The sequence below is a fragment of the Burkholderia sp. HAN2018 genome (assembly GCF_024704855.1).
GTDB lineage: Bacteria > Pseudomonadota > Gammaproteobacteria > Burkholderiales > Burkholderiaceae > Burkholderia > Burkholderia cepacia.
Map to the genome: position 1 here is coordinate 1 of NZ_QOBB01000029.1, position 23,098 is coordinate 23,098.

Consider the following 23,098-nt stretch of genomic DNA (forward strand, 5'->3'; position numbering starts at 1 on the left):
TCCTTCACCGGCTCGTCCCGGCTCTCGACCTCGCGCAAGATCCGGATGATCTGCTCGTCGGTAAATCGCTTCTTCATCGAGTTCTCCTTGCCTCTAGGATAAAAGAGAACTCACTTGCCAGATGGCTACAAGAAACGTCTCAGGTCAACGGCATCGACCCGTGCGTCATCGATCGGGGTGCACCAGGACGCGGCGCGTCGAGCAGACCGTCCAGCCGATGCATCACGTAGCGCCCACGCCACTTCGACACAGTTTGCTGGGTGACCCGCAGTTTCGCCGCGACCGTCTTGTTGTCGATGCCCTCGGCGCAGGTCAGCACGATCCGCGCGCGCAACGCTAACGCTTGGCCCGTCTTGCGGCGCATCGCCAGAGCCGTGAGCTGCTCGCGTTCCGTTTCGCTCAACACGAGGTCCGCCTTGGGTCTTCCGCTCATTGCCGCCTCTTCGTGTCCGTGGCATTTACTACACGGTACTACAGGCAGCAACTTGTTCAACGAATTTCTAACTCACGACACTAGGGTGACATACGAAGTCAGCGTGAATATGCTATCGCATTGAGCGGTATCATCGTGCAAGGCTTCGTGTTCAAGAATACCCACGAATACAAGGCGGCACGAGCGCGCCGTCTTGTCGCTTTGGCGGCCGTGCCGAGCAGTCGTTCAGTGCGGGTTTGCGTCGGCCGTCAGTGCATGTGTACAGTCCGTACGGTACTCGGTGGCGAGCCGGCGATTCGCCTCGTCAAGATCGTCCGGGTAGTACGGGCCGCTGTGCGCGGGGTTATAGCCAACCTGTTCGAGTTCGATCAGCTCGCGCACCAGGTCCGCATGCGTGACCTCGCGCTGAGTGTGAACGAACGGGTAAGCGTTGCATTCCTGTGGCGTCAAGTGCGGTGCCGCGAACGCGGCGGTGCTGGCGCATGCGAGCAGCATGCAGGCGGTGGTAGTCGAAAGTTTCATCCGGTAACTCCTGGTTTCGCGGCCCGATGCCGCATGACGTCAGCGTAGGCGGATCGCGCGACGACGCGGGCGACGCACGGATGAAACTTGTTTCACGCCTGTTCATGTGGTGCCAGATGAAGCTATTTTCATGTAACGCCGGGCGGCGATCGTGTCGTCTACGATAGTCGCGGGCGCAAGGTGTGCGCCCGTATTGAAGTTCATTGCGAGGACAGGCATGCGAGTACTGACGGTCGAAGACGATGCGGTGACCGCGAACGAAATCGTTGGCGAACTCACTGCGCGCGGATTCGAGGTCGACTGGATCGACAACGGCCGCGAAGGGATGATGCGCGCGATGAGCGCATCATACGACGCGATCACGCTGGACCGGATGCTGCCGGGCCCGGACGGCCTCGCGATCCTGACCGCGATGCGCACGGTGGGCATCGATACGCCGGTGCTGATGCTGAGCGCGCTCGGCGACGTCGACGAGCGCATCCGCGGGCTGCGCGCGGGCGGCGACGATTACCTGACGAAGCCGTTCGATTCCGGCGAGCTGAGCGCGCGCATCGAGGTGCTGCTGCGCCGCCGCCAGGCATCGGGCGTCCCGCAGCAGACGCTGCTGAAGGTCGGCGCACTCGAGCTCGACCTCATTTCGCGCTGCGCGCGCCGCGGTGGCGACGAGATTCCGCTGCTGCCGACGGAATTCCGCGTGCTCGAATTCATGATGCGCAACGCGGGCCAGACGATCACGCGCACGATGCTGTTCGAGACCGTGTGGGGCTATCACTTCGATCCGGGCACCAACCTGATCGACGTCCACATGGGCCGGCTGCGCAAGAAAATCGATCCGCCCAGCGCGCAACCGATGATCCGGACGGTGCGCGGCTCGGGCTACATACTCGCGTGACGGAGGCGGGAATGGACGCGGCTCGCGCGGCGAATTTCACACGCCGCTGGCATACGACGACGTTCCGCTGGCTGTGCGCGTACGCGGCCATCTTCTCGGTGTCGCTGCTGCTGCTCGCGGGCGTGATCAACGTCGCCGCGACGCACACGATGACGCGCGACACCGACGAGGTGCTCGCGTGGCAGCTGATCTATTTCGATTCGATCCCCGATGCCGAACTGCCGCTCGCGATTCACCGGCGGCTCGAGCACGAGCACATGCATACGAGTTTCTACGGGCTGTTTGACGCGGCCGGTCGCCGTGTGGCAGGAGACATCGCGACACTGCCCGCGCTGCGCACGGATCGCGACGGACGCACGCTGAACCGCACGCTCGCGCCGCTCGATGGTCAGCCCGCACCGATCACGCGCGCGATGGCCGTGCGCCGCGACAACGGGATGACGCTGGTCGTCGCGCGCGACCTGTCGCATTTCATCCAGATCCGCGATGTCGCGATCCGCGGGCTCGTGATCGGCGGCGTGATGATCCTGATCGCCGGCATTGCAGGCGGCAGCATGCTCGGCATGCGGCAGATGCGCCGCGTCGCCGCGATCCGGCGCGTCACGCGGCAGATCGCCGAGGGCGATCTCGGCAAGCGGTTGCCGGTTGGCCGCTACGACGAACTCGATCTGCTCGCGCATCTCGTGAACCACATGCTCGACGAGGTCGAGCGGCTGATGGGCGAGGTGCGCCATACCTGCGACGGCATCGCGCACGACCTGCGCACGCCGCTCGCGCGTGTCCACACGATGCTGGCGCGGCTGGCCGATCAGCCGTTCTGCGCGGATGATCCAGCGTCGGCGGCACTGCTGGCGTCTGCGCGCGACGAAACCGACCGGCTGCTCGAACGCTTTCGCGCGATGCTGCGCATCTCCGAGATCGGCACGCTGAGCCGGCGCGGCGGCTTTGCCGAGGTCGACGTCGCGGCATTGCTGCGCGACGTGTGCGACCTCTACGAGCCGCTGGCCGAAGCCGTCGACGTGTCGTTCGCGCTCCACGCGGCACCGGTCGACGGCATTCATGGCGACCGTGCATTGCTGTTCGAAGCGTTCAGCAATCTCGCGGATAACGCGATCAAATTCACACCGCCGGGAGGACGTGTGCGCGTCGTGCTCCACACGACACCGAACGGCCCGCTCGTGCGGTTCGAGGACACCGGTCCCGGCATTCCGACGGGCGAGCGCGACGCCGTGCTCGAGCGCTTCTATCGCGGCGAGCGTACGCGCCATGTGAACGGGTCGGGGCTCGGGTTGAGCATCGTGTCGGCCGTGATGCGCGTGCACGGTTTCGCGCTGCGGATTGGCGATGGGCAGCCGGCCGGCGCGGTGATTACGGTCGAATGCTGGCCGCGCTCGCTCGCATGACGGCGCAGGAAACCGAACGATGCGCATCCTGCTGATTGCACCGCCGACACCGGAGGCCGCGCGGCTCGACAAGGCGTTTCGCGAGAGCATGCACGGCGTCGAGCGTGTCGACGGATGGCGCGACGGCTGCTTCGCGGCGACCCAGGACCGGTTCGACGCCATCGTGATTGCTGTACCCGATGCGGCGGCCGACCCGGCGATCCTCGCCGGATTGCCGCGACTCGTCGTATCGGCCGGCGGCGCGACGATTGCCGCGATCGTCACGGGCGCAACACCCGCGCAGCGTGCGCGGATGCTGCAGGCCGGCTGCGACGTGTGTCTTGCCCATCCGTGTTCGTTCGTGGAGCTGCACGAGCGGCTGCGCGCGCTGTGGCGCCGTACGGGTGTCATCGAGATGCGTGAATCGGTCCGGCTCGACACGGCGACGCGTGCACTCGAGGAGCATGGCAGGCGGCTGGCGCTCAGCGCACGGGAATTCCGTCTCGTCGAATGCCTGCTGCGTGAAGCGGGGCGGCCGGTCGGGCGCGATGCCGTGCTGCGTTACGCGTGGGGCGATGCCGACATCGAACCCGAAACGGTCAATGCGCTGGTCGTTCGGTTGCGGCGCAAGCTGGCCGCACATGCGTTCTCCGCGCGGATCGAAACGGTCCCGCGATTCGGGTTCCGGTTCGACGCGGGCGGGTGACGCCACGATATTGCGCCGAACGTGCCGCGTGTCGCACGGCACGCTTGCTGGCGCACAGTCAGTGCGAATAGAGTTCGCGATAAACCTCCGCACGCGTCAGCGGCGCGGCTTGCGGAGCATTCCAGTTCCATGCCAGTTGAGACGGCAGCGGTACGGGCGCGGCAGATGCGAGCGTCTGCGACGCTGGCGCCGCAGCGGGTGGCATCGCTCTGGCCCGGCCGGGCAGCGCGACGCAGAGGGCAGAGAGAAGGGTGGCGAACATCAGGGTCTTCATGGCGTGGTCCGTTTCAAGTGTCAATGGCCGGTGCCGCGAGGGCGATGCCGGCAGGAACCACGTTATCGGGCGCGCCAGTGCAGGCACCGGGCGCGCCGATGAAGAAACGTTCATGAACGCGCGTCGTGCCAGCCGCCTCCGAGTGCGCGCACGAGTCCGGCGGAGGCCTTCAGGCGTCGCGCATCGGCGTCGATGCGACGCGATCTGCGTATCGAGTTCGGTGGTCTGCGCCGTGACCACGTCGAGACCACGGGGTGGGACGCGTTCATTTCATTCTCCTTGGCCATCAGTTTATGCCCCACACACAAACATTCGGATAGGCTCTAAGCGCTCGACGAACACGTTGTCACGCCAAGCCCCTTTGCCGTCCATCGGCAGCCGCACGCCTCGCCCCAGTACGGCCTCGGTGAACGCGCCCGGAGTGAACTGGCTGCCTTGATCGGTGTTCACGATGTCGGGAAGCCCGTAGCGGGCGAACGATTCTTACAGTGCCTCGGCGGCATGCGTGGCTTCCAGCATGATGGCAATCCGGTGCGCGAGAATCTTGCGGCTCGCCCAGTCCACCACCGCCGTCAGGTACACGAAACCTCGCGCCATCGGAATGTAGGTCGTGTCGAGGGCGAACACCTGGTTGGCCCGTGCGATCTTCATGCCACGCGGCAAGTACGGCCAGATCTTGTGCTGCGCGTTGCGGCGGCTTGTGTTCGGCTTGCAGTACAGCACCTCCACGCCCATTCGCTTCATCAGTGTGCGCACGCGACGGCGACCAACTTCATGGCCCTCCCGGCGCAACGGGCGCGCCAGTAACCGTGCCCCGGCAAATGGAAAATCCAAATGCAGTTCGTCGATTCGTCGCATCAGCAACAGATCGGCCTCACTGACCGGCTGCGGTCGGTAATATGCGCTCGATCTCGCGATGCCAACCAGCCGCGTCTGATGCGAAACCGGCAGCGCATGCCTACGATCGATCATCGTTTTGCGCTCAGCAATCCCGCCTTGGTAAGCGCACCTTCTAAAAAGTCATTCTCCTGTGTCAGCTGGCCGATCTTGGCGTGCAACACCTTCAGGTCCACCGGCGGCTCGCTCGACGGCATGCCTGCCGCGCCAAACACGTCCGCCGCACGCTCCTGCAATTGCCGCTTCCATTCGGTAATCTGGTTCGGGTGCACATCGAACTGCTGCGCCAGCTCGGCCAGCGTGCGCTCGCCCTTGAGCGCGGCCAGCGCCACCTTCGCTTTGAACGCCGCTGAGTGCGTGCGTCGGGTTCTCTTCGTCATTTCCTCGGTTCGTTTGCCAGAATTATCGCTGGCTCAGGCCTCGGCCGATCCGCTTATCTGGCTGTCCGATTTTGCGAGGCCACCTCTATTTTCTCCGGTCGATATTCATCGGTCAGTATTCCCGAGCTCATATTGTCGAAAGAAGTTGGCCAGTATTGCGAAGCCGCTCGAGCGCTGCGTAGAGCGTCGGCGCGATGTGCGCGTCGATCCGGCGCATGTACGGACAGGTCAGCACCGCGATCGCATGGCCGTCCGCACCTAGGATCGGCACGCTCAGATCGGTTATTCCGTATGCCTCGCGGCTGTCTTGGCGGAGGTAGCCGGCCTGTCGAATGGACTGGCATGCATACGCGAGTTCCTGCTCGTTCAGCGGCGCTTTATCCTTGATCTTACGATAGTCGGCCAGCATTTGTGCGCGCCGATCGGGATCCTGGAACGACAGCATCACGCGCCCTGACGTAGTGTTGGCGAGCGATATACGCGAGCCAACCCTGACCGATATTCCCCAAGTTCCGGGCCCGTCGACTTGAGCGATCACGAGCAGGTTGCCGCGATCGTAGACGGACAAGTGGCACGATTGTTCAACCGCATCGACGAAACGCTGCATCTGTGGCATCGCATAGGTAATAAGCCGGTTCGTCGGCGGATGCTGGTGCGCAAGTGCGAACAGCTTGAGGCTGAGCGAATAGCGATCCCCCCCGGTCAAACGCATCACGTAGCGGCGCGCGACGAGGCGTTCGAGCATGCGGAAGAGTTCTCCCGAGCTGCGGCCGAGCTCCTTCGCGATTTCGGTACGGGTGAGTCCTTCTTTCTGTCCGGCCAAGAGTTCGAGAATGTCGAGACCCTTGTCGAGCGCCGGCGCGCGATAGCGATCGATTGTCTCGTTCAATTCCAGTGGGTCGCAGTCGGGTAGCATGCTGTCAGGTGTTTGTAGCATGGTAAGTGATGTCCTGGAGCTAGTGACGGGAGTTAGAAATTCGTTGAACAAGTTGCGGCCTGTAGTACCGTGTAGTAAATGCCACGGACACGAAGAGGCGGCAATGAGCGGAAGACCCAAGGCGGACCTCGTGTTGAGCGAAACGGAACGCGAGCAGCTCACGGCTCTGACGATGCGCCGCAAGACGGGCCAAGCGTTGGCGTTGCGCGCGCGGATCGTGCTGACCTGCGCCGAGGGCATCGACAACAAGACGGTCGCGGCGAAACTGCGGGTCACCCAGCAAACTGTGTCGAAGTGGCGTGGGCGCTATGTGATGCATCGGCTGGACGGTCTGCTCGACGCGCCGCGTCCTGGTGCACCCCGATCGATGACGCACGGGTCGATGCCATTATCGCGAAGACGTTGGAGTCCATACCCAAAGGAGCGACCCACTGGAGTACGCGCACGATGGCACGGGAGATGAGTCTTTCGCAGACTGCGGTGTCGCGAATCTGGCGAGCCTTCGGCCTGCAGCCGCATCGGCAGGAAACCTTCAAACTCTCGAGCGATCCACTGTTCGTCGACAAGGTTCGCGACATCGTCGGCCTGTACCTCGATCCGCCACTCAAGGCGATGGTGCTGTGTGTCGACGAGAAGAGCCAGATCCAGGCGATGGACCGTGCGCAGCCCATACTGCCGCTCGTGCCTGGTATCTCCGAGCGTCGTACTCACGACTACATGCGCCACGGCACCACGACCTTGTTTGCCGCGCTGGACATTGGCACCGGTGAAGTCATCGGTGAATTGCATCGTCGCCATCGCAGTAGTGAATTCTTGCAGTTCCTGCGTACGATCGATGCCAACGTGCCCGCTGATCTGGAGGTGCATCTGGTGATGGATAACTACGGTATGCATAAGACGCCTTCGATCAAAAACTGGTTCGCTCGACATCCGCGTTTCCAGGTTCACTTCACGCCGACGTTTGCATCGTGGCTCAATCAGGTGGAACGTTGGTTTGCCACGCTGACGGAAAAGTACATTCGACGTGGCACGCATCGTTCGACACGGCAACTTGAAGAGGCAATCCGGCATTACCTCGACGTCTATAACGCGAATCCTCGGCCGTTCGCCTGGAGCAAGTCGGCCGATGAAACTCTAGGGAAACACTGATTAATAGGTGATGGCGCGAGGTGGTCGACGAATGGCCGAATACCGAAGCGAAGCGCCACCTATTCGGAGAAGTTTGACCCGAGGATGCGCTTGATTTCCCGCATTTCTCATACGCTTGACGGACTTCTTCCATGAATCGAGCGCAGCCGGTTTCGCGCGATCACCAGATTCGCCAAGGCGAACAGGCTGAACAGTTGCGCGGTGTTCTTGAGCAACCCCTTGTAGCGCACCTTGCGATGACGGAACAGATTCTTGACGACATGAAACGGATGCTCGACCCGCGCGCGGATTTGCGCCTTGGTTCGCTCGAGCGCGATCATCAAATCCTTCTGCGCACCGTCGGGCATCGCCTTGATTTTTGCTCGCTTGGCCGCCACGCGCCACTTCACCGACTTGCTCTTCATTTCATCGCGCTTGTCCACGCCGATGTAGCCCGCGTCGCCGAACGCTTCTTGCTCGTGACCGTGCAACAGTGCGTGTGCTTGCGAAACATCCGACACGTTGGCGGATGTGCCGACCACGCTGTGAACCAGCCCCGAATCGGCATCGACGCCGATGTGCGCCTTCATGCCGAAGTACCACTCGTTGCCTTTCTTCGTTTGATGCATGTCCGGATCGCGACACTTCTCGGCGTTCTTGGTCGACGGCGGCGCTTCGATGATCGTTGCATCGACCAGCGTGCCTTCCTTCATCATCAGCCCGCGTTCGCACAGCGAGATGCCAATCTCGTCGAACAGCTTGCGCGTCAGGTCATGTTCGAGAAGCAGGCGCCGGAACTTCAGCAGCGTGGTCGCGTCCGGCACGTTCTCGACGGCCAAATCGATCCCGGCAAACGCCCGCATCGCGATGCTGTCGTACAGCGCATCCTCCAGCCCCTCGTTCGACAGGCTGTACCACTGCTGCAGGAAGTAGATTCGAAGCATCCGCTCCAGACCGATCGGCGGGCGCCCGCGAGCTCCTTTCGGGTAGTACGGCTCGATTGCCGTCAGCAACCGCGACCACGGCACCAGCTTCTCCATCTCGTCCAGGAAACGCTGTCGCCGAGTCACGCGCTTCTTGCCCGCGCTTTCCGCTTCCGCAAAGCTCATTTGCCGTTTCATCGTCGTCGGTTCGTTCCGTGAACTATCTTCTACAACGTCCTCGGCTGCGTCGGCGATGACCGCCGAGCCGGATAAATCAGTGTTTCCCTAGCATAACCACAACCGCGCCGGGAAGAGCTTCGATTGGGATGCGCTTAACCGACTCTATGAGCGCGGCCTCTTCGGCGATCCGGTCAACAAGGCGAAATCCGTGCTCCTCACCGACGACGGTTTGCGCGAATCCGCACGTCTCTTCACGCAGCACTTCGTCACCGCAGGCAGCAAAACCGATTAATGAAACGAATTTGCAACTCACGACGCTAGCTCGTGTTCATAGATCGGTGGTCAATCGATGTTTCTTATGAAAGCAAATCGACCGTTCGTCGGTTGAGTTCACTGATGGGTCAACGTTCAATCAGACTACCATTTCCCCTCCATCATGGCACGACGCCAATAGGGATACCGGCAAACGCTGTCGGCATTTGCCAGCGATTGCAAGACTTCCCGGAATTAGAAGTGATGCGTCATACCGAGACGAACGACGGCCTGCTTTTTGGTACTTGAAGGATTTAAGCCCGCGATCTGAGCGAACTGAGCATCGCCTGACGCACGTTGCAAGGCAGCCATGGCGTATATGTCCGTCCGTTTCGAAAGCGAATATTGAGCAATCAAGTTGATCTGCTGATATTTTGGTGTGCTGTCAGTCGCGTGGTCGCGTCCCGCTGTGTATGTATAGCCGCTAGCTAACGCCAGGTTTTCTCTCAACGAGTAGATCGCCGCGAGCTCGTAATTCTGGAACGTAACGTTTTGCCCTGCGTCGCCGTGCTGGAATGTCGTATAGGTGAAGTTGCCTAGCAGCTTCACCTTGTCGAACTGGTACGACAGACCTGTTGCCAACACGGATTGGCTGTGTGCCTGTTCCAGTGCACTTCCGTACACGGTGTTGACGAAGCCTCCGCCACTCTGATAACTGGCGATCGCAACGCCAGGATTGTTCACGCGCAAGTACGCGACGCCAGCAGCCAGCCCCTGGAAACGGTAGGTCGCGCCCGCACTATAGCTTGCCTGATTGGAAAACTGGCCTGCTTGACCGCCGAGCGAGTAGTGTCCTTCGAATTGCAAGCCACCGAACGACGGGCTGACGTACTTGACCGCGTTGTTCACGGAGAATCCGTTATCCATGTTGTCCATGTCGTTCGGATGGGCGAAATACCAGCCGCCGTAATTTCCGTTGAGCGAGAACGGTTCGAGCATGTCGACGATCGTGTCCCATTGCTTACCGAACGTCAGCGTTCCCAAGCTATCGTTTTGCAGGCCGACGTAAGCGTTTCGAGAGAAGAGCTGATTGTTTCCTCCGAGGCTGCCATTGACGGAATTGAATCCGCTCTCGAGCCGAAAGATCGCCTTCAGGCCACCCCCCAAATCTTCCTTGCCGACCATACCCCACCGGCTTCCCCACGGCACACCACTCGACATCTGGAAGACATGTCCGCCACTGTTGGGGACAATTTGGCCGTTGCTGGCCTTGACTTCGCTGTTTGCATAATCGATTCCAGTATCAATCACGCCGTAGAGCGTCACATTGGATTCTGCGTGGGCGACGCTGAAAATTATCGATGACGTTAGTGTCGCGAAAATGCGAATCGATGTCGTCTCGATTCCACTCTGGTTTCGTTGTTCGTTAAACATCTCTTCACCTTTCGAATCGTTGCTTTTTTATGAATATCTGCCGAATGACTGATTCGCTTACATGTCCCGCACGAACCAGGTCCGCTTCGCGGTGCCGAGCAGCGCGCGATAGACGACCCACGATACGACGAAGGTCGCCGGCGCCGAGAGCGACGCGGTGAACCCGGTCGCCTGGTTCACCGCGAGCCCCGTGAATGCGCCCGCGAACCATGCAGTCAGTCCGCCCGGATTGAACACCGGTACATGGGCGTCGCGGCACTCGACATCGTCGCCTACAAGCTGACCGTAGCGCGCCGACAGGATGTGCGCGAGCGCGACGCCGACCCACGCGACGACGAAGATGCCCTGGTACGCGAGCGCCTGCAGGATCCGCGAGAAGATGTCGGCCATCATCAGCGCGTAGACGACCGCGCCGACCACGAGCGCCCAGACGAACTTCGGCGCGCGCAGCCCGGCAACCTTCTGGAAGAACGCCTGCATGTTGACGGTCGCGAGGTAGTAGTTCGCAGTGTTGATCCGCGATTGCGTGACCCACACGAACAGCAATCCCCATACGCCCATCAGCTTCAGCAGCGCGAGCACCACCGATACTTCGGATAGCGTACCGAGTCCCGGAATCGTGCTGACGAGATAGATGCCGGCCGCGCCGTTGACGAGGAACGTGACGAGATAGAACGGCATCCCGAAGTTGAAGCGGCCGTGATAGCGGGCGTCCTCCTTACGGCCGAAGCGCGCGTAGTCGAACGTGAACATCATCAGCACCCACACGCCCATGTAGTAGACGAAGCACTGCCACCAGCCGCCGGCCGGTGCGCCGCCCGTTGGCCCGAAATCGAGCCACGCGGCGTGATAGCCGTACTCGGTCGTCGCGAGCCCGACCGCCGCGAGCAGCCCGAGCAGATAGAACGGCAGCAGCACGCCGTTGAACTTGTCGAGCCAGTGCTGCACGCTGCCGAACACGAGCGGCACGCTGTAGCAGACGACGATCAGCGCGGCCCATTTGTAGTCGAGCGCCGGAAATTGGTGATGCGCGGCGACTGCGATCACCGAGCCCTCGAACACCGCGTAGTAGATCGCCGTCGCGAAGAAGATCAGCGTGGCGAGCGCCGCGCCCGCGCTGCCGAACAGCACGCGCGAGAACAGCGCGACCGACAGGCCGGTGCGAATCGCATAGCGGCTGATGATCGAATTGACGACGCCGTATGAGACCACCGACAGCGCCATGCCGATCAGCGCGTTGCGTGCGCCGTAGGTCAGCGCGAGCGTCGCGCCGACGACGATGTAGAATACCGCGCTGCAGACGGCCCACCACGCCATCGTCAGCGAAAAGGGCGGCATGCGCGCGTGATCGGGAATGGCGAGCGTCGACAGGTCGAGATCCTCGTCGGTGCGGGCCTGAGCCAGGTTGGCCATGAGTGTGCTCCTCGATGAGCAAAACAGCGGACGACGTCTGGGCCGCGGGTCAGGCGATCCGCAGGGTTGCCCCGACGTCGGGCGGGCAACCGGTCCGGCAGAAACGGCGCGCAAGCGGCCCCGCCGCGCCGCGCGGGGCCGCACGGACGGGAAACGAAAGCGAAGGATGAAAACGGCGGGCGGCGAACGGCGCCCGGCACGCTGGCCGGGCGTCCGGCGCTCAGTCCTGCAGCACGGCGCGCAGCAGCGCGAGGCGCCGCTGGTACTCGCGGCGTGCCGCGAGCGCATCGGCCATCGTCACGCGCACGAAGCGCGCGCGATGGTTCGGCTGCATCTGGCCGATCAGGTCCAGGTCGGCGCTGATGACCGTGCCGATCGTCGCGTAGCCGCCGCCCGACACCGCGTCGCGATGCAGGATGATCGGCTCGAGCCCGGCCGGCACCTGGATCGAGCCGATCGGATAGCACGCGTCGACGATGTTCGACGGATCGGCGCCCGCGCCGAACGGTTGTTCGCGCGGGCGGAACTGCAGCGCGCGGCCGTTCTTGTACCGGTAGCCGATGCGGTCGGCTTCGGGCGCGACCGTCCATTCGTCGTCGAAGAAGGTGCGCGCCGAATCGTCGGTGAGCCGGTAGTGGTACAGGCCCGTCAATACACGCAACTCGACCTGGTTTTCCAGCGGCCGGCTCACGGCCGCCGGCAGCTCGCGCCCTTCGCGGCGCTTGCCGATGGGCGCGCCGATCGGTAGCCGGTCGCCTTTCTGCAGGCGCCGGCCCGCGTGGCCGCCGATCGCGCCGAGCGTGTAGGTCGAGCGGCTGCCGAGCACGACCGGCACGTCGATCCCGCCCGCGACGGCGAGATACGCGCGCGCGCCGGCTTTCACGTAATTGAACGACAGCACGCTGCCCGCGCGGATCCGCAGCGCGACGTTGCAGCGCTGGCCGATGCCGTCGATCTTCGGCGTCATTTCGGCGCCGGTGACCGCGACCAGCGCATCCGTATGGAACAGCAGCTCGGGGCCGAGCAGCGTGAATTCGAGCACGGCCGCTTCCTCGGGATTGCCGACCAGCAGGTTCGCCGCACGCGATGAGTACTGGTCGAGCGAGCCCGACGGCGGAATGCCGACGTGGTAGTAGCCTTGCCGGCCCATGTCCTGGACCGACGTCGCGAGGCCGGGTTTCACGACCTCGATCAGGTTGTGCGCGTCAGTTTGCATTCAGCACCTCGACGAGAGAGCGGTTGACCGCATCGGGATCGCGCCGGAACGCGTCGAGCGAGAATTTCACGGGGCGCACGCGCAGCGAGAAGGTGCCGGCTTCGACGGCCGCCACTGCCGCGTCGTACGCATCGCGATCGATCGGCTGGAATTTCACGATGTCGCCGGGCCGGAAGAACACCATGAATTCGCGCAGGTAGTCGAGCCGCTGCCCGGGATCGAAGATCGGCGCCGGCGTCACGCCGAACATCTGGTAGCCGCCCGCGCCGCGCACCGAGTAGATGCAGCCGAAACAGCCGCCGTGGCCGACGGTGAGCTTCGGCGTGTCGGTGCGTGGCCGCAGGTATTTCGGCACTTCGAGCTGGCGTTCGCGCTCGACCATCTGGTACATGAACGGCAGGCCCGCGACGAAGCCGACCATCGACACGAACCACGGCGAGCCCGAGTGCGCGGCGATGAATGCGTCGACGTCGCGCTTGCCGTTGATGCGCGCCGCGTATTCGAGATCGGTCGACGACGGATCCTGGTGGCGTTCGCGAAACCGCATCAGCGTCTCGTGCGTCCACGGGTCGTTGTAGAGCACCGGCACCTCGACGATGCGCGTATCGAGTTCGAGCGGCGCGTCGCCGACCTCGGCCTCGATCGTCTTCAGCAGCACGACGAGCGCATCGGGCTCGATCACGTCCGGGTCGTAGCGCACCTGGTAGGACGCATTCGCCGGACAGATCTCGGTGATGCCCGGCACCGCGCGGCGCTGCAGTTCACGCGTGATCGCCGTGCCCTTGAAGAACGCCTCGAGCGACATCGATTCGCTGATTTCGACGAACACGAACTCGTCGCCGCCGAAGGTATAACGGGTCGTCACATCGCCTCCCCGACGCGCACGGCGTCTGTGTTTTCGGCTGCGTGTTGTTGCGCGGCAGCCGTCGCGGCCTCACGCCATCGCAGCATCCACGCTTCGAGGAAATTCGTGTGATAGCGCCCGGCGCGCACGTCGTCGTCCGCGAGCAGTGCGACGTGCAGCGGCGCGGTCGTCTTCAGGCCGCCGACGTGCAGCTCGCCCAACGCGCGGGCCAGGCGCCGCAGCGCCGCCGCGCGGCTCTCGTCGTGCACGATCAGCTTCGCGAGCAGCGAATCGTAGAACGGCGGCACGACGTAGCCCGGATAGAGCAGCGAGTCGACGCGCACGCCGGGGCCGGTGGGCCACACGAGCTCGTCGATCCGGCCGGGGTTCGGGCGGAAATCCTGCAACGGATCTTCCGCGTTGATCCGGCATTCGAGTGCCGCGCCGCGCATCGCGATGTCGTGCTGCGCGAAGCGCAGCGGCTCGCCGTCGGCGATACGCAGTGTCTCGCGCACGAGATCGATGCCGGTGATTGCCTCGGTCACCGGATGCTCGACCTGGATGCGCGTGTTCATCTCGATGAAGTAGAACTCGCCGCGCGCGTCGTCAAACAGGTATTCGAGCGTGCCCGCGCTGCGATAGCCGACCTCTTGCGCGAGGCGCGTGGCCGACGCGCACAGCGCGTCGCGCTGCGCGGGCGTGAGCGAAGGCGACGGCGCTTCCTCGAGGATTTTCTGGCGCCGCCGCTGCAGCGAGCATTCGCGCTCGAACAGGTGGACGACGTGGCGGCCGTCGCCGAGCACCTGCACCTCGATGTGGCGCGCCCGCGCGATGAAGCGTTCGAGGTATACGCCGCCGTCGCCGAAGGCCGCCTGCGCCTCGCGCTGCGCGAGCGGCAGCTCGGCGTCGAGCTGCGCGGCATCGTGCGCGACGCGGATGCCGCGCCCGCCGCCGCCGGCGGCCGCCTTGATCATGATCGGATAGCCGATGCGTGCGGCGACGTTCCGCGCCTCGTCGAGCGATTGCACGACACCGTCGCTGCCGGGCACGGTCGGCACGTTGGCGCGCCGCGCGGTTTCGCGTGCGCGGGCCTTGTCGCCCATCGTGGCGATCACCTGCGAGTCCGGGCCGACGAAGATCAGGCCGGCCGCCTCGACCTGCGCGGCGAAGGCGGCATTTTCGGACAGGAAGCCGTAGCCGGGATGGATCGCGTCCGCGTCGCACTGCCGCGCGGCATCGAGAATCGCGGCGGGATTCAGGTAGCTTTTCGCCGCGTGCGACGAGCCGATGTGGATGGCTTCATCGGCCATGCGCGCGGCGAGACTGTCGCGGTCCGCGTCGCTGACCACGGCGACCGCGCGCATGCCGAGCTCGCGCGCGGCGCGGATCACGCGCACCGCGATCTCGCCGCGGTTCGCGACCAGTACGGTCTGGATCCGCGACGGGCGGTAGAAGGTGTCGGGGGACGTTACCGGTTTCATCGCGTCACCCCTCGATCCGCATCAGCACCTGGCCCGCGTCGACCGGCTCGCCGTCCTCGACGAGCAGCTCGACCACGCGCCCTCCCGCATCGGTTTCGATCTCGGTGAACTGCTTCATCACCTCGACGAGGCCGACCACCGCGCCGGCGGCGACCGTCGCGTCGACCGCGACGTAGTAGTCCGCATCGGGCGACGGGCGCCGGTAGAAGGTGCCCGGCAGCGGGCTGACGATATCGTGCAATGCCATCGTGTGTCTCCTTGAATCAGTGATGGGCGGCGAGCGGTTGCGGCCCGGCGGTCCGGATGCCTTCGCGGATCAGCGCGTGGCGCGTGTTGCGCACGAGGTCGAGCGCGCCGGGTGTGTCGCTGTGGATGCAGACCGAATCGAAATCGATGTCGATGTCGTCGCCGTCGATCGTGCGCACCTTGCCGTCGATGCACGCGCGCAGCACCTTGTCGGCGACCTGCTGCGGGTCGAGGCGGCCCACGCGGCGCGTGAACACGATCGAGCCGCTGCGGTCGTAGTCGCGGTCGGCGTAGAACTCGCGGATCACCGGCTGTTCGTACTCCATCGCAACGCGATAGGTGACCGATGCTTCCATGCAGTACAGCCACAGGCCAGGGTCGACGCGCTGCAGCGTCTCGATCAACAGCCGCGAGAACGCTTCGTTGGTGGCCGCGTGCATGTAGAGCGCACCGTGCGGCTTGATGTGCTGCAGGCTCACGCCGTTCAGGCGCGCGAACTCGCGCAGCGCGCCGAGCTGGTACAGGACGTCGTGGACGAGCGCCTGCGGCGTTTCGGTGATCGTGCGGCGGCCGAAGCCGACCAGATCGCGAAAGCCGGGATGCGCGCCGATCCCGACGCCGGCGTCGCGCGCAAACTGCACCGTGCGCGCCATGATGTTCGGATCGCCGGCATGAAAACCGGTCGCGATGTTCGCCGAGCTGATGAGCGGCATGATCTGCTCGTCGACGCCGTCGCCGATCGTCCACGGGCCGAAACCTTCGCCCATGTCGGAATTCAGGTCGACACTGTGCTTCCTCATACGGATCGTTCCTCCAGGTTCTCCGGTTCGCGTGCGCGGCGGCGCAGGGCGAAACCGTGTTGAACGGAGGTTAGCCGCGCGGGTTGCGTCAAAAAAGTTCTATTTTTATATGCCGAGGTATCGATTTTTCAGATATCGCCAGAATCGGCCGCATAGCGCCGCCGGTGCTGGGCGTAGCGGATTTTGCCGGCGCGAGATTGTCGCCGGCGGAGCGGTTGATATGATGTTTGTCGCGCCCCCACCGGTTATTTACCCCATATGGCCCTGACCCTCAGACAGCTCAAGTACTTCGTCGCGACCGCCGAGCTCGGACAGATTTCGCAGGCGGCGATCCAGCTCACCATCTCGCAGTCGGCCGTGACGAGCGCGATCCGGGAGCTGGAGGACAGCCTCGGCACGCAGCTGTTCCTGCGCACGTCGGCGGGCGTGACGCTCACCGACACCGGGCGGCGCTTTCTCAATCACGCGTACACGATCCTGTCGTCGGTCGACGAGGCGATGCGGATTCCGAACCTGGAAAGCACGCTGACCGGCACGCTTGCGATCGCCGCGAGCTACACGGTGCTCGGCTACTTCCTGCCGCATCACGTGCTGCGGCTGAATACGCTCTATCCGCGCCTGACGATCCACCTGCACGAGCTGAACCGCGAGTCGATCGAGGAGGGGCTGATCGCGGGCCGGTACGACATGGCCGTGCTGCTGACGTCGAACGTGTCGAACCCCGAGCTCGTGCTGGAGCCCGTGATCCATTCGGTGCGCCGGCTGTGGGTCGGTGCGCATCATCCGCTGCTCAAGCGCGAGAGCGTCACGTTCGCCGAGGTCGCGCGCGAGCCGTTCGTGATGCTGACGGTGGACGAGGCCGGGCAGACGGCGCTGCGCTACTGGAACGAGACACCGTATCGACCGAACGTGATCCTGCGCACGTCGTCGGTCGAGGCGGTACGCAGCATGGTCGCGAACGGCAGCGGCGTCGCGATCCTGTCCGACATGGTGTATCGCCCGTGGTCGCTCGAAGGGCGGCGCATCGAGACGATCGTGCTGCGCGACCCGGTACCGCCGATGAGCGTCGGCCTCGCGTGGCGCAAGAACATCGAGCTGAGCCCCGCGATGCACGCGGTGCGTGACTATTTCCGCCACACGTTCATGGAGCCAAGGGCTGTCACCATCGGCGAACGAACGTAGCTAAATAGGATAGTCGTACCTTTCGTGCCGAAAATGGAGGTGGCCACCCGGATAGCCGCCTACAGCATGGTTCCGCGCCTCCCCTTTTATGGCGCGACCGGCACTATCGCAACTTCCTAATCCATAGAGATTTCTAAGACAAAACCGCAAGAATTTGCGCAAAAAGTACGACTACCTCCATGTGGGTAACTGCACGCCGTCGCGATTGCTGCCGGCATAAGCCAGCCCCAGATCAAGCCGACTGCTATCAAATGCAGTCAAACCGACAGGATCGCACGCGTGTGCGGTGCGCCGTATTCCGCCTACTGCGCCATCTTCTGCCGTCGAGATTGTTTGCCGGAATTCGTCCCATCGCTCTCGGCCTGCTCAGCAACCGGCAGGCCAAGTGCCGTCTCCCGCAATAGCGCGCGCAACCAGGAGATGGCCGGGTCGCGCTCCTGATATTTGTGCCACTGCACCTTCTCCACGAACTTGGGGATTTTGATCGGGCATTGCAGAATCCGTAATGGAAACCGCTGTGCCATCTGAAGGGCCAGCCGCGTGGGCAGCGTCGCGATTTTCGACGTACCGAGGAGCAGTTCCGGAACCAGGGTGAAAGTCGGCGAAATGACATCCTGGCGGCGAACCTGTTTGCCGGTGGAGACCGTCCGCGCGTCCAGCGTCACGCGCCTGCCGCCTCCCCATTCGACACCGATATGCGCCAGCTCGAAATATTGATCGGCGGTGATCGTACTGCCTTTGGCCGGGTGGTCCGAGCACACCAGACACGAAAACGTGTCTTCAAACAGTTTCTCGGCCGGGTGCCCCGCAACCGTGTTGGACTCGGGGGCGATCAGCAGCTCCACCTCGCCGCCTTCCAGATGCTCCGGCGACTGCGGGCTGAGCGCTCTCAGGTCGAACTGCATCAATGGCGCAAGCGTGGCCGCTTTTCTCACCACTTCAGAAAGAAACACACTGATCACGTAATCGGACGACTCAATCGTGAAGCGTCGCGTCGAGGTCGCGGGATCGAACGTCGGTCTGGCGCGCGTGATGGTCTGGATTTGCAGCAGAACGTCTCTGACAGGTTTGACGAGCTCCGTGGCTAGCGGTGTCAGAACCTGTGTCTTCCCGACGGGCACCAGAAGCTCGTCTTCGAAGTATTCGCGTAGGCGGGCGAGGGAGCAGCTTGTTGCCGGTTGGCTGAGAAACAGCCGTTCGGCCGCGCGGCCCACGCTGCGGGTGGAGAGGATCGCATCGAGCACGACCAGCTGATTGAGGTCCAGTTTGTTGAAGCGCATTTCCGCGTGACATTGACCAGATAAATGCTCGACATTTAAACAATAAATTTTGTAAATGTCTTGCGAAATCTATACTTGCTGCACATAGCGACACTTTGTGGCGCGCACAAAAACTTTGGAGACAGAGACTATGGAGGACCGCCGTAACGGCCAGTCAATCCTGCGGCAGTGGGGCTTGGTTGCCTGCCTGACCGTGGTGAGCATGCTGGCTCAGGTCGACAAGAACATTCTTGTGCTGATGGTAGGGCCGATTCAACGGGACTTCGGCGCGAGCGACGTCCAGATCAGCCTTCTGATCGGCGCGGCGTTTGCCGTTGCCAACATTGTGGTTGGGCTGCCCGCCGGCTGGTTGGCGGACCGGGTCAACCGACGCGTCGTGATTGCCCTGGGCGTGGCGGTCTGGTCGCTCGCCGTGACGTCCAACGCAGTCGCGTCGGCGTTCGTGGCGGTCCTCGCGGCGCGCATCGTCGTGGGTGGCGCGGAAGCGTTGATTCCACCTTCGTCATACTCGTTGATTCGTGACGGGGTCGACGAACAACGTCGAGCGCGCGCATTGTCCGTGTACACGATGTCGCTGATGCTCGGAACCGGGCTGTCACTCGTACTCGGCGGCCCGTTGCTTGGTGCCATCCAGTCCGCCGGTATCCGCTCGATCCCCTTCATCGGCACGGTCTCGCCGTGGCAGGTCACGTTGTTTCTGATCGGTGTCGTCGGACTGCCCATGAGCCTGCTCATTTTTCTGGCGAAGGAGCCAGGGCGGCAAGAAGAGGCATCGGCGGATGCGAGCCGGTGTCTGTCCGGCGTCGGCCGCTATCTTGTCGCTAATCGGGCGATATTCTTGCCACTGACCTTGTTCGCCGTCTCCCACGCGATGATTACCTTCGGTCTTGGGAGCTGGATGCCGACCATGACCGCGCGCCGCTTTCATCTCGGTCTGCGGGAAATCGGCCTGATGCAGGGTGGCCTGCTATTGACGATGGGTCCGCTTGGTCTGTGGCTCGCCGGCATGGCGATGGATCGGAAAGGGGGCAGGAGCCTGTCGGGCGTTGCGCTTGTCGGCGTGCTCGTGACGATTGCCGTGACGGCGCTGACAGTCACGATGTGTCTGATCGGATCGGTGAGCGCATTCTGGGTCGTCGATGCCATGGTGGTGCTGTTCTCGTGGACATTCATGGCGGTCACATCGACTGTCGTTGCGAAAGCCGCGCCTGCATCCATCGTAGGCGCCGTCATGGCGATTGTTCTCGTTCTCGATGGGCTGATTGGACAAGGCGGCTCTCCCACGTTGATCGCACTGGTCAGCGAGCGTGGCTTTGGAGGCGGCCCCGATGCATTGCCGCGCGCGATGGCTTCGGTATTCGCCGTGGCGGGAGCCGTCGCGCTTTGGGCCGCAATCGTACTTTACCGCACGTTCCTGAGACGGGACGGCGTACTTGGCCCCGTCGCCTTAGGCGTTCACATTGGTGACGCGCGATGAAGATCGAACCATAGACAGAAAGTCCTGTAGACGATCTCGGCCGGATAAAGCGATAAGTGTGATCCCTGTTCGTGCTGCGAATCGCAGTTATAGCGGTCGTACCTGAACAGGGTTTGTGGAGGAGGTCAGGAGACATGGAAATGAAAACAAAATTATTAATTAGTATAACGATATATATGGCTATTTCAGGCAGTGCTTATGCCAAATCGAGCGTGACCCTATCGGGGTTGCTCGGAACCGGCATTGCATACAGCAACAATGCGGGCAAGGGCCGTAGTCTGTATCAGATGACCGGAACCCATGCGGTGCCGTTCTGGGCATTATCTGGCAGGGAAGAACTGGATACGGATGCATCCGCGTTCTTCCGGTTTAGTCAGTATGTTTTTCTCAACAACGGCACAAGCTCGCCTTTCGAAAGCTACCTTGGTCTGAGATCCAACAAGATGGGGACGATCACGCTCGGCTCCATGTATGACCTGCTTTCCGATCTTGTTCCGTTCACATCTGAACGCTTCACGTCTTTTCTGGCGACCCATCCTGGCAATCTGGATCGGACCGTCGGCAACTCGCTTAACAATCTGATCAAGTACAAATCGCCTGTCTTCGGCGGTGTCCTTCAGTTTGGCACCCAATATGGATTTGGACAGCAGAGTTCGACCACCAATACGGGTCGCACGGTCGGCGCTGAAGCCAGTTTCACAAGTGGGCCGTTCCAGTCGCTGCTGGTGTGGGAATCGGTAGACGGTGTCCCGTATGCGCCCTACACCCGGCTGGGTGTGAGTGAGTTGTATCGCATCAATTTCGCTGCCAATCATTCGCGGACCGTTAGCCAAAACCAGAATACGATGACACTCGGCGTGGCCTACGCCGGTGACACCGTGCGCGTCATGGGCAACTACAGCTATACGCTCCTGAAGGCCGCAGGCCAGTCGGAAGCGGCGCAGACCATCGACGTGGGTGCCTACAAGTACATCACGCCGCAAATGCGAATCGGCGGCGGCTATTCGTACACGAAGCTGGATACCTACAAATGGAACCAGCTTCACGCCCACCTCGACTACGCGCTGTCGAAGCGCACGAGTCTTTATCTGCTGAGCGTGCTGCAAATAGCCGGTACTGAACAACTGGCAGTCCTTAGGAATCAGGCGCCGGCAACATCGTCCCGACAACTGGAGATGGAAGTTGGGATGACGCATCTTTTTTAAGTAGAGGACGGCTGATGGGCACGCCTCGCGCATTCGCCTGGGCGGCTCGGTCGAGCCCGGCGTTACAGGATCGCGGTGCGGGATCCGAATCCACCAAGTAGACGGAGAAATACGATGAAGTGGGATGTCATAGTGGTCGGCGGCGGTCCATCGGGCCTTACTGTCGCGGCGGAATTGGCGGGAGCGGGCGTTAAGACGCTGGTGCTGGAGCGCCGCACCGAAGGTGTCCAGTCGCGCGCCGGCACGATCCTGCCACGCGTGCTGGAGTTGTTCGACGCGCGAGGCATCGCAAACAGATTCATCGAGAAAACTCGCAAGATCGCCGACTACCCGTTCCGAGCGTCCCACATCTGGGCAGGCTTCCATCCGATCGACTGGAAGTATCTGGAAACGCGCTTTGGTTTCACGTTGGGATTGCCGCAGAACCTGACCGAAGAGGTGTTGTGGGACTGGGCCGTGGAAAGCGGTGTGCATGTGCAGCGCGGCTCTGAAGTACGGGACGTCCGCCAGCAGGCTAATGGTGTCGAGGTCGACGTGGCCGACGTCTCCGGTGCCAACTCGACGCTGCGTGCGCAGTACCTGATCGGCGCCGACGGTGGCCGCAGTACCGTCCGCTCGAAAATCGGTCTGCCGTTCGAGGGCCGCGCCGGGACGTTCCGCGGCATCGTGCTCGATGCAGAGTTGAAGGCGCCGTGGCCTGGCGGGCGGATCAATGTCGACAACGAAATGGGCTGGGTGCGTGGCTATACGTTCGGCGAAGGAATTACCCGTTTCAATATCGTGCACCGTGACCGCCGTCACGCGCCGAAAGACGAGCCCGTTACGCTCGAAGAAGCATTGCGGTGCATCCGTGATGTTCATGGAACCGATTACGGCATCGAGAATTATCGCTGGGCGTCGCGGTTCGACGACCAGATGCGTGCTGTGCCGAGGTTGCGCGAAGGACGTACGTTCCTTGTCGGCGAATCCGCGCGCATTCATTACCCGGCCAGCGGCGTGGGCATGAATTTCTGTCTGCAGGACGCGTTAAATCTCGGTTGGAAGCTCGCGAACGTGATCAACGGCGTGGCGGATGTTGCCACGCTCGACACTTACGACACGGAACGTCTTCCCGTCATGCATGCGCTGCTCGACAGCGTGAAAGCGCAGTGCGCGCTGCAGTTCAATTTCGAACCGGAGGCGGTGGCCCTCAAGCGCCGCATGCAGGCGCACATCGTTCCGCTGCCTGACGTGCAACGCAAACTGGTGCTGGAACTATGCGGTCTGGAATCGCCTTATCCGCGCGATGCGGATAGCCATCCGCTAACGGGACTGCGTTGTCCCGACTTCGATCTCGTGTTGCTGGATGGACGTTCCGTCGCGGTGACGGAAACCCTGCGCAGCCGGCACTTTGTGTTGCTCGATCTGGAGGGGTTTAGCCGTCAGTTCGAGACGCTCGATGTTTCCGGGTTGCCGGTCACAGTGTTGCAGGCGCGCGCCGCGCATCTCCCCGCGTCGATGGACGGCGTGAGGGCTTTGCTGGTGCGCCCGGACGGCTACGTGGCGTGGGCCAGCACGGAGGTGGGGCGCGCCGGCGAAGCCGAAGCGCAAATCGGCAAATGGCTGAAGCGGTGA

Annotated in this window: 20 protein-coding genes and 3 pseudogenes; 9 read left to right on the forward strand and 14 right to left on the reverse strand. The window is 62.8% G+C overall.

Going from position 1 to position 23,098, the window contains the following annotated elements; genetic code table 11:
• Positions 1–139 precede the first annotated feature (139 nt).
• Positions 140–433, reverse strand: a complete 294-nt coding sequence (locus DPV74_RS09980) for a helix-turn-helix domain-containing protein (RefSeq protein ID WP_240439951.1) — start codon at positions 431–433, stop codon at positions 140–142.
• A gap of 225 nt (positions 434–658) precedes the next feature.
• Positions 659–955: a DUF4148 domain-containing protein gene (locus tag DPV74_RS09985; protein ID WP_059619724.1), complete on the reverse strand. Its 297-nt coding sequence runs from the start codon at positions 953–955 to the stop codon at positions 659–661.
• Between the two features lie 217 nt (positions 956–1,172).
• On the opposite strand from DPV74_RS09985, the gene DPV74_RS09990 reads away from it, so the two are divergent.
• The 3 genes from DPV74_RS09990 to DPV74_RS10000 are packed head-to-tail and all read left to right on the forward strand — an operon-like array spanning position 1,173 to position 3,935.
• A complete protein-coding gene (locus DPV74_RS09990) occupies positions 1,173–1,847 on the forward strand; it encodes a response regulator transcription factor (protein WP_091925908.1) in 675 nt (224 codons plus the stop codon).
• A gap of 11 nt (positions 1,848–1,858) precedes the next feature.
• Positions 1,859–3,250, forward strand: coding sequence for a HAMP domain-containing sensor histidine kinase (locus DPV74_RS09995; RefSeq protein ID WP_119337080.1), 1,392 nt, complete (start codon positions 1,859–1,861; stop codon positions 3,248–3,250).
• Between the two features lie 19 nt (positions 3,251–3,269).
• Positions 3,270–3,935 (forward strand): response regulator transcription factor, encoded by a 666-nt coding sequence (locus tag DPV74_RS10000; protein ID WP_034178692.1) that lies wholly within the window; start codon positions 3,270–3,272, stop codon positions 3,933–3,935.
• Positions 3,936–3,993: 58 nt separating this feature from the next.
• Here the strand turns inward: DPV74_RS10000 and DPV74_RS10005 are convergent, their stop codons facing one another.
• The 3 genes and pseudogenes from DPV74_RS10005 to DPV74_RS10015 form a co-directional block, all read right to left on the reverse strand.
• Positions 3,994–4,209: a hypothetical protein gene (locus DPV74_RS10005; protein WP_091925913.1), complete on the reverse strand. Its 216-nt coding sequence runs from the start codon at positions 4,207–4,209 to the stop codon at positions 3,994–3,996.
• A gap of 324 nt (positions 4,210–4,533) precedes the next feature.
• Positions 4,534–5,486: pseudogene (locus DPV74_RS10010) on the reverse strand (IS3 family transposase); the annotation flags it as partial.
• Positions 5,487–5,613: 127 nt separating this feature from the next.
• Complete coding sequence (locus DPV74_RS10015) at positions 5,614–6,423, reverse strand: IclR family transcriptional regulator (protein ID WP_091925919.1); 810 nt, start codon at positions 6,421–6,423, stop codon at positions 5,614–5,616.
• A 103-nt stretch (positions 6,424–6,526) separates the two neighbouring features.
• On the opposite strand from DPV74_RS10015, the pseudogene DPV74_RS10020 reads away from it, so the two are divergent.
• Positions 6,527–7,572 (forward strand): annotated as a pseudogene (locus tag DPV74_RS10020) (IS630 family transposase).
• Between the two features lie 107 nt (positions 7,573–7,679).
• Here DPV74_RS10020 and DPV74_RS10025 read toward each other — a convergent pair.
• The gene (locus tag DPV74_RS10025; RefSeq protein WP_091925924.1) at positions 7,680–8,672 is read right to left on the reverse strand and encodes an IS5 family transposase; all 993 of its coding nucleotides are present in this window, start codon (positions 8,670–8,672) and stop codon (positions 7,680–7,682) included.
• Positions 8,673–8,763: 91 nt separating this feature from the next.
• On the opposite strand from DPV74_RS10025, the pseudogene DPV74_RS10030 reads away from it, so the two are divergent.
• Positions 8,764–8,946: pseudogene (locus DPV74_RS10030) on the forward strand (DUF6429 family protein); the annotation flags it as partial.
• 215 nt (positions 8,947–9,161) lie between these two features.
• Here the strand turns inward: DPV74_RS10030 and DPV74_RS10035 are convergent.
• From DPV74_RS10035 to DPV74_RS10065, 7 genes are all read right to left on the reverse strand, one after another.
• A complete protein-coding gene (locus DPV74_RS10035) occupies positions 9,162–10,340 on the reverse strand; it encodes a porin (protein WP_091925926.1) in 1,179 nt (392 codons plus the stop codon).
• 57 nt (positions 10,341–10,397) lie between these two features.
• Entirely contained in the window at positions 10,398–11,753 is a 1,356-nt protein-coding gene (locus DPV74_RS10040) for a cytosine permease (protein WP_059700028.1), read from the reverse strand.
• 220 nt (positions 11,754–11,973) lie between these two features.
• Positions 11,974–12,969, reverse strand: coding sequence for a biotin-dependent carboxyltransferase family protein (locus DPV74_RS10045; protein ID WP_059700030.1), 996 nt, complete (start codon positions 12,967–12,969; stop codon positions 11,974–11,976).
• A complete protein-coding gene (locus DPV74_RS10050) occupies positions 12,959–13,834 on the reverse strand; it encodes an allophanate hydrolase subunit 1 (RefSeq protein ID WP_059700032.1) in 876 nt (291 codons plus the stop codon). The genes DPV74_RS10045 and DPV74_RS10050 overlap by 11 nt, the downstream gene beginning before the upstream one ends.
• Entirely contained in the window at positions 13,831–15,294 is a 1,464-nt protein-coding gene (locus tag DPV74_RS10055) for an acetyl-CoA carboxylase biotin carboxylase subunit (RefSeq protein WP_059700034.1), read from the reverse strand. The genes DPV74_RS10050 and DPV74_RS10055 overlap by 4 nt, the downstream gene beginning before the upstream one ends.
• A 4-nt stretch (positions 15,295–15,298) precedes the next feature.
• Positions 15,299–15,541 carry an acetyl-CoA carboxylase gene (locus DPV74_RS10060; RefSeq protein ID WP_059620528.1) on the reverse strand — a complete coding sequence of 81 codons (243 nt, stop codon included), beginning with the start codon at positions 15,539–15,541 and terminating at the stop codon, positions 15,299–15,301.
• A gap of 16 nt (positions 15,542–15,557) precedes the next feature.
• Positions 15,558–16,340: a 5-oxoprolinase subunit PxpA gene (locus DPV74_RS10065; RefSeq protein WP_059700035.1), complete on the reverse strand. Its 783-nt coding sequence runs from the start codon at positions 16,338–16,340 to the stop codon at positions 15,558–15,560.
• 258 nt (positions 16,341–16,598) lie between these two features.
• On the opposite strand from DPV74_RS10065, the gene DPV74_RS10070 reads away from it, so the two are divergent.
• Positions 16,599–17,522, forward strand: a complete 924-nt coding sequence (locus DPV74_RS10070) for a LysR family transcriptional regulator (RefSeq protein WP_034178700.1) — start codon at positions 16,599–16,601, stop codon at positions 17,520–17,522.
• A gap of 302 nt (positions 17,523–17,824) precedes the next feature.
• Here DPV74_RS10070 and DPV74_RS10075 read toward each other — a convergent pair whose 3' ends face one another.
• Positions 17,825–18,802 carry a LysR family transcriptional regulator gene (locus DPV74_RS10075; protein WP_059620526.1) on the reverse strand — a complete coding sequence of 326 codons (978 nt, stop codon included), beginning with the start codon at positions 18,800–18,802 and terminating at the stop codon, positions 17,825–17,827.
• A gap of 130 nt (positions 18,803–18,932) precedes the next feature.
• Between DPV74_RS10075 and DPV74_RS10080 the strand changes: the two genes are divergently transcribed.
• The 3 genes from DPV74_RS10080 to DPV74_RS10090 all read left to right on the forward strand — a co-directional run bounded on the left by DPV74_RS10080 (position 18,933) and on the right by DPV74_RS10090 (position 23,098).
• Positions 18,933–20,279, forward strand: a complete 1,347-nt coding sequence (locus tag DPV74_RS10080) for an MFS transporter (protein WP_059620525.1) — start codon at positions 18,933–18,935, stop codon at positions 20,277–20,279.
• Between the two features lie 134 nt (positions 20,280–20,413).
• Positions 20,414–21,484, forward strand: a complete 1,071-nt coding sequence (locus DPV74_RS10085; RefSeq protein ID WP_240439952.1) for a porin — start codon at positions 20,414–20,416, stop codon at positions 21,482–21,484.
• A 114-nt stretch (positions 21,485–21,598) separates the two neighbouring features.
• Positions 21,599–23,098, forward strand: coding sequence for an FAD-dependent oxidoreductase (locus DPV74_RS10090; protein ID WP_091926001.1), 1,500 nt, complete (start codon positions 21,599–21,601; stop codon positions 23,096–23,098).